6 protein-coding genes are annotated in these 6,391 nt (G+C 68.4%); 5 read left to right on the forward strand and 1 reads right to left on the reverse strand.

All coding sequences use genetic code 11. The features are described 5' to 3' along the window. Positions 1-144: 144 nt before the first annotated feature. Positions 145-546, reverse strand: a complete 402-nt coding sequence (locus ACFXPK_RS32185) for a hypothetical protein (protein WP_385003207.1) — start codon at positions 544-546, stop codon at positions 145-147. A gap of 195 nt (positions 547-741) precedes the next feature. Here ACFXPK_RS32185 and ACFXPK_RS32190 point away from each other — a divergent pair, with 195 nt between their 5' ends. The 5 genes from ACFXPK_RS32190 to trpD all read left to right on the forward strand — a co-directional run bounded on the left by ACFXPK_RS32190 (position 742) and on the right by trpD (position 6,291). After that, complete coding sequence (locus ACFXPK_RS32190; RefSeq protein ID WP_385003210.1) at positions 742-1,362, forward strand: heme-copper oxidase subunit III; 621 nt, start codon at positions 742-744, stop codon at positions 1,360-1,362. A gap of 83 nt (positions 1,363-1,445) precedes the next feature. Next, entirely contained in the window at positions 1,446-2,255 is an 810-nt protein-coding gene (locus ACFXPK_RS32195; RefSeq protein ID WP_385003213.1) for a c-type cytochrome, read from the forward strand. Then, on the forward strand, positions 2,252-3,307 hold the full coding sequence (locus tag ACFXPK_RS32200; RefSeq protein ID WP_385003216.1) for a Rieske 2Fe-2S domain-containing protein: 1,056 nt from the start codon (positions 2,252-2,254) through the stop codon (positions 3,305-3,307). Before ACFXPK_RS32195 ends, ACFXPK_RS32200 begins: the two co-directional genes overlap by 4 nt. After that, on the forward strand, positions 3,304-4,944 hold the full coding sequence (locus tag ACFXPK_RS32205) for a cytochrome bc complex cytochrome b subunit (RefSeq protein ID WP_385003219.1): 1,641 nt from the start codon (positions 3,304-3,306) through the stop codon (positions 4,942-4,944). The genes ACFXPK_RS32200 and ACFXPK_RS32205 overlap by 4 nt, the downstream gene beginning before the upstream one ends. 282 nt (positions 4,945-5,226) lie before the next feature. Continuing rightward, a complete protein-coding gene (gene trpD / locus ACFXPK_RS32210) occupies positions 5,227-6,291 on the forward strand; it encodes an anthranilate phosphoribosyltransferase (protein ID WP_385003222.1) in 1,065 nt (354 codons plus the stop codon). The last annotated feature ends 100 nt before the right edge of the window (positions 6,292-6,391 follow it).

Raw genomic sequence — 6,391 nt, forward strand, 5'->3', positions numbered from 1 at the left:
GGCAGCTCGCCGCCCGCCGGGGGGGGGGGGCGCCCCGCGAGCGGGGGGGCCGCCGGGGGGGGGGGGGGGGGCGGGGGGCGGCGGGGGGGGGGGCGGGGGGGCGGGGGGGCCCGGGCCCCCCGGCCGGGACGCGTGAGCGGAGTCTCAGGCGTCCACGGAGAGCCGTGAGCGCAGCAGGGAGGCCAGGGCGTCCGCGAAGCCGACCGGCTCGACCGGGAGCGTCACCGCGGCGTCCGCACGGCTCCAGGTGGCCAGCCAGGCGTCCTGCGGGCGGCCGATCAGCAGCAGCACGGGCGGGCAGTGGAAGATCTCGTCCTTGATCTGCCGGGAGACGCCCATACCGCCCGCGGGGGCCGTCTCGCCGTCCAGCACACAGACGTCGATCCCGCCCCGGTCCAGGTGTTCGAGGACCGCGGGAAGGGTGGCGCACTCCACGAACTCGACCGGTGGGACATCGGCGGCCGGCCGCCGGCCCGCCGCCAGCCTGACCTGCTCGCGGATGTTCGCGTCGTCGCTGTAGACCAGCACGGTGGCGGTCGGCTGCATTGTTCCTCCGTGACGTCGGTGTCTGCGGGGGCTCCAGGGCTCCACGGCCCTGAACCGATGCGCGGATCGTACTCCGTCGGACACCCTGTCAGCACGGGTAAGGACAGCCCTTCGCTGGGCCGTTCGAGCTGGACACAGCCCATGGACACACCGAACGGCACCCCGGGAGTCAGCGCGGGATAAGCGACCGACATAATGTCGGTCGTGGCGACAGCAACGACAGTAGAAACCGGGCACGCGCACCCGTCGGTCAATCGGCCGAACCTCACCAGTGTCGGAACCATCATTTGGCTGAGTTCCGAGCTGATGTTCTTCGCGGCCCTCTTCGCGATGTACTTCACCCTGCGATCGGTGATGGGGGCCGAGTACTGGAAGGAAATGGCCCATGCCCTGAACGTCCCGTTCTCGACGGCGAACACGACGATCCTGGTGCTCTCCTCCCTCACCTGTCAGCTCGGCGTCTTCGCCGCCGAGCGCGGTGACGTCAAGAAGCTCCGCACGTGGTTCGTGATCACGTTCGTGATGGGTGCGATCTTCATCGGCGGCCAGGTCCTCGAGTACACCGAGCTGGTCAAGAAGGACGGCATCTCGCTCTCCTCCGACCCGTACGGCTCGGTGTTCTATCTGACCACCGGCTTCCACGGTCTGCACGTGACGGGGGGTCTGATCGCGTTCCTGTTCGTCCTGGGCAGGACGTACGCGGCCAAGAGGTTCACCCACGAGCAGGCAACCGCCGCCATCGTCGTGTCCTATTACTGGCACTTCGTCGATGTCGTCTGGATCGGCCTTTTCGCCACGATCTACTTGATCAAGTAGCGGGGCGCCGCGCCCGACGCGCGCCGTCCTACGCACACAGTCCAGAAGCACCGACGCAGAAGATCCTGACACCGGGGTAATCCGTGAAAAAGCTCTCCGCACGACGACGCCATCCGCTGGCGGCGGTCGTCGTCCTACTCTTCGCGCTGGCGGTCACAGGGGGGCTGTACGCCGCGTTCGCGCCCGCGAGCGAGGCTCAGGCTGAAGATACCGCCCAGTCCCTGGCCATCGAGGAGGGCAAGAAGCTCTATACCGTGGGCTGCGCAAGCTGCCACGGGACCGGCGGTCAGGGATCCTCTGACGGCCCGAGCCTGGTCGGCGTCGGCTCCGCCGCCGTGGACTTCCAGGTCGGCACCGGCCGTATGCCGGCCCAGCAGCCCGGCGCGCAGGTACCGAAGAAGAAGGTCATCTACGACCAGAAGCAGATCGACCAGCTCGCCGCGTACGTCGCGTCCCTGGGCGCCGGTCCGATCACGCCGACCGAGAAGCAGTACAGCCCCGACGGTGCCGACATCGCCAAGGGTGGCGATCTGTTCCGTACCAACTGCACCCAGTGCCACAACTTCACCGGTGAGGGTGGTGCGCTGACCCACGGCAAGTCCGCACCGAGCCTTGAGGGCGTGGATCCGAAGCACATCTACGAGGCCATGCAGACCGGCCCGCAGAACATGCCTTCCTTCCCCGACTCCACGATGCCGGAGCAGCAGAAGAAGGACATCATCGCGTACGTCAAGGCGGTGAACGGGGATGAGACCGTCAGCCCCGGCGGCCTCTCCCTCGGCGGCCTCGGCCCCGTCAGCGAGGGCCTGTTCGCCTGGATCTTCGGACTGGGCGCATTGATCGCCGTTGCCGTCTGGGTCGCGGCCCACACCGCTAAGGCCAAGAAGTCATGAGTAGCCAAGAGAATTCAGTAGACGAGAACCTGCCGAGCGGGCACGACGCCCCGCACGGCGAGGTGGCGCGCACCGACGATCCCTTCGCGGATCCGGGGATGCCGGCGCACAAACCGAGGATCCAGGACATCGACGAGCGGGCGGCCAAGCGGTCCGAGCGCACCGTCGCCGGCCTGTTCCTGCTGTCGATGCTGGCGACGGTGGCGTTCATCGCCTCCTTCGTCGCCTTCCCGGTCGACAAGAGCGTCTTCATCTTCCCGTTCGGGCACGTCAGCATCCTGCACTTCTCGCTGGGTGTGACGCTCGGTGTCGCCCTCTTCGCCATCGGCGCCGGCGCGGTCCACTGGGCCCGCACGCTGATGTCGGACGTGGAGATCGCCGACGACCGGCACCCGATCGAGGCGCCGCCGGAGGTCAAGGCGAAGGTCCTGGAGGACTTCGCCGCGGGTGCGGCCGAGTCGGGCTTCGGCCGGCGCAAGCTGATCCGCAACACGATGTTCGGCGCGCTGGCGCTCGTACCGCTCTCCGGTGTCGTGCTGCTGCGCGACCTCGGTCCGCTGCCCGAGAAGAAGCTCCGCACGACGCTGTGGGCCAAGGGCAAGCAGCTCATCAACATGAACACCATGGAGCCGCTGCGTCCCGAGGACGTCATCACGGGCTCGCTGACGTTCGCCATGCCCGAGGGCCTGGACCAGCACAGCGAGGAGTTCCAGAAGGAGATCGCCAAGGCTGCCCTGATGATCGTCCGGATCCAGCCGGACGAGATCAAGGACAAGCGCGAGCTGGACTGGTCCCACCAGGGGATCGTGGCGTTCTCGAAGATCTGCACCCACGTCGGTTGCCCGATCAGCCTGTACGAGCAGCAGACGCACCACGTGCTCTGCCCGTGCCACCAGTCCACCTTCGACCTCTCCGACGGCGCGCGCGTCATCTTCGGGCCCGCCGGTCACGCCCTGCCGCAGCTGCGGATCGGCGTGAACGCGGAGGGCAACCTCGAAGCGCTCGGTGACTTCGCCGAGCCCGTCGGCCCTGCCTTCTGGGAGCGCGGATGAGTACCACGACCACTGCCACGACGGACGACAAGGCCCGTAAAGCGCCCGCGGGCGAGCGGGTCGCCGACTGGGCCGACGGCCGGCTGGGCATCTACGGCCTGGCCAAGGCCAACATGCGCAAGATCTTCCCGGACCACTGGTCCTTCATGCTCGGGGAGATCTGCCTCTACAGCTTCATCATCATCATCCTCACGGGTGTGTATCTGACGCTGTTCTTCCACCCGTCGATGAACGAGGTGGAGTACCACGGCGGTTACGTCCCGCTCCAGGGCGTGATGATGTCGGAGGCGTTCGCCTCCACGCTGGACATCAGCTTCGACGTCCGCGGCGGTCTGCTCATCCGGCAGATCCACCACTGGGCGGCGCTGATCTTCCTCGCGGCCATGATGGTGCACATGATGCGCGTCTTCTTCACGGGCGCCTTCCGCAAGCCGCGCGAGGTCAACTGGCTCTTCGGCTTCCTGCTCTTCGTCCTGGGCATGTTCACCGGGTTCACCGGCTACTCGCTCCCGGACGACCTGCTCTCCGGTACCGGTGTGCGGTTCATGCAGGGCGCGGTCCTGTCGGTGCCGATCGTCGGAACGTACCTGTCGATGTTCCTGTTCGGCGGGGAGTTCCCCGGCGGCGACTTCGTGGCCCGTTTCTACTCGGTCCACATCCTGCTGCTGCCCGGCATCATGCTGGGTCTGGTGGTGGCCCACCTGATCCTGGTCTTCTACCACAAGCACACGCAGTTCGCGGGCCCCGGCAAGACGAACACCAACGTCGTCGGCATGCCGCTGCTGCCGGTCTACATGGCCAAGGCCGGAGGCTTCTTCTTCCTGGTCTTCGGTGTCATCACGATCGTCTCGGCCATCGCCACGATCAACCCGATCTGGGCCCTCGGCCCGTACCGGCCCGACCAGGTCTCCACCGGCGCCCAGCCCGACTGGTACATGGGCTTCTCCGAAGGTCTCATCCGTGTGATGCCCGGCTGGGAGATCAACGCGTGGGGACACACCCTGGTCCTGGGTGTGTTCATCCCGCTGATCATCTTCCCGCTGGTGCTGGTCGCGATCGCGGTCTACCCGTTCGTCGAGTCCTGGGTCACCGGTGACAAGCGCGAGCACCACCTGCTGGACCGCCCGCGCAACGTACCGACCCGTACGGCGTTCGGTGTGGCCTGGCTGACCTGGTACTTCATCCTGCTGGTCGGTGGCGGTAACGACCTGTGGGCGACGCACTTCCATCTGTCGATCAACGCGATCACCTGGTTCGTCCGGATCGCCTTCTTCGCCGGACCGGTCATCGCCTTCATCGTCACCAAGCGGATCTGCATCGGTCTCCAGCGACGCGACGCCGAGAAGGTGCTGCACGGACGGGAGTCCGGTGTCATCAAGCGGCTGCCGCACGGTGAGTTCGTCGAGGTCCACACCCCGCTGGACCAGGGCGACCTGCACAAGCTGACCGCGCACGAGCAGTACCGTCCCGCCGAGCTGGGCCCCGAGGTCGACGAGAACGGTGTACGCCGCAAGGTGTCGCCGGTCGAGCGGCTGCGGGTCAAGCTGAGCAAGGGCTACTACGGCGAGAACAACCAGCTTCCCAAGCCCACCGCGGAGGAGTACGAGGAGATCACCAGCGGCCACGGCCACCACTGATCGCCCGGCCTGACACAGGTCGCCACCACCGAGGGCCCCGGCCCGGTCTCCCCAGGGAGCCGGCCGGGGCCCTCGGCGTGTCCCCGGCTCCGGTACGCGGCACACCGCACCGCACACCGCACCGCACCCCGCGCACCGCACCCCGCGTCCGCAGTACGGGCACCTCTCCACCGGGCCCGCCGTCCGCCGATAGGCTGGCGGCCGGGCCGTACGCCCCTCGGCCGTCACGCCGATCGGCCGTACGCGGCCCACGCAGCCGTCCCACAGACCCCAGGAGCGAGCATGAGCGCTGTTACCCCCGTCGGAGGCGACACCGTGGCGGCCCGCACCTGGCCCGGCGTGCTCAACCCGCTGCTGCGCGGCGAGAACCTGTCCACCGACGACACGGCGTGGGCCATGGACCGCATCATGAGCGGGGAGGCCACCGACGCGCAGATCGCCGGGTTCGCGGTCGCTCTGCGGGCCAAGGGCGAGACCGTCGAGGAGGTCTCCGGGCTGGTCCGCGCGATGTACGCGCACGCCAACACCATCGAGGTGCCCGGCCGTACGGTCGACATCGTCGGCACCGGCGGCGACCTCGCCAAGACCGTCAACATCTCCACGATGTCCGCGATCGTCGTGGCGGGCACGGGCGCCAAGGTCGTCAAGCACGGCAACCGCGCCTCGTCCTCCGCGAGCGGTGCCTCCGACGTACTGGAGAAGCTCGGCGTCAATCTGGAGCTGACGCCGCGACGGGTCGTGGAGGTCGCGGAGGAGGCGGGCATCACCTTCTGCTTCGCGGTCAAGTTCCACCCGGCGCTGCGGTACGCGGCCAAGGCGCGCAAGGAGCTGGGCGCGCAGACCACCTTCAACATCCTGGGCCCGCTCACCAACCCGGCCAGGGTCAGGTCCCAGGCCGTGGGGGTGGCGGACGCGCGGATGGCGCCCATCGTCGCCGGGGTGCTCGCCGGCCGGGGCAACTCGGCGCTGGTCTTCCGCGGTGACGACGGGCTCGACGAGCTGACCACCACCGCGACCTCGCGGGTGTGGATGGTACGGGAGGGCGCGGTGACCGAGCAGCCCTTCGATCCGCGGGACGTCGGGCTGGAACTGGTCCCGGTGGAGGCGCTGCGTGGCGCGGATGCCTCGTACAACGCCGATGTCGCCCGCCGGCTGCTGGCGGGCGAAGGCGGACCCGTACGGGAGGCGGTGCTGCTCAACGCGGCGGCGGCGCTGGTGGCGCTGGACCCGACCGGGGACGCGCTGGAGACCCAGCTCGTGGCGGGGATCGCGCGGGCCGCGGAGGCGATCGACTCGGGCGCGGCGCGGGACGCGCTGGCCCGCTGGGTGGCGGCGAGCCACGCCTGACCGTACGTCCGCACACAGGGGGGGGGGGGGGGGGGGAGACGAAGGCCGGGGGGGGAAAGAAAAAAAAAAAAAAACAAAAAAAATAAAAAAAAAAAAAAAA

The organism is Streptomyces sp. NPDC059142, from assembly GCF_042755665.1.
Classification (GTDB): domain Bacteria; phylum Actinomycetota; class Actinomycetes; order Streptomycetales; family Streptomycetaceae; genus Streptomyces.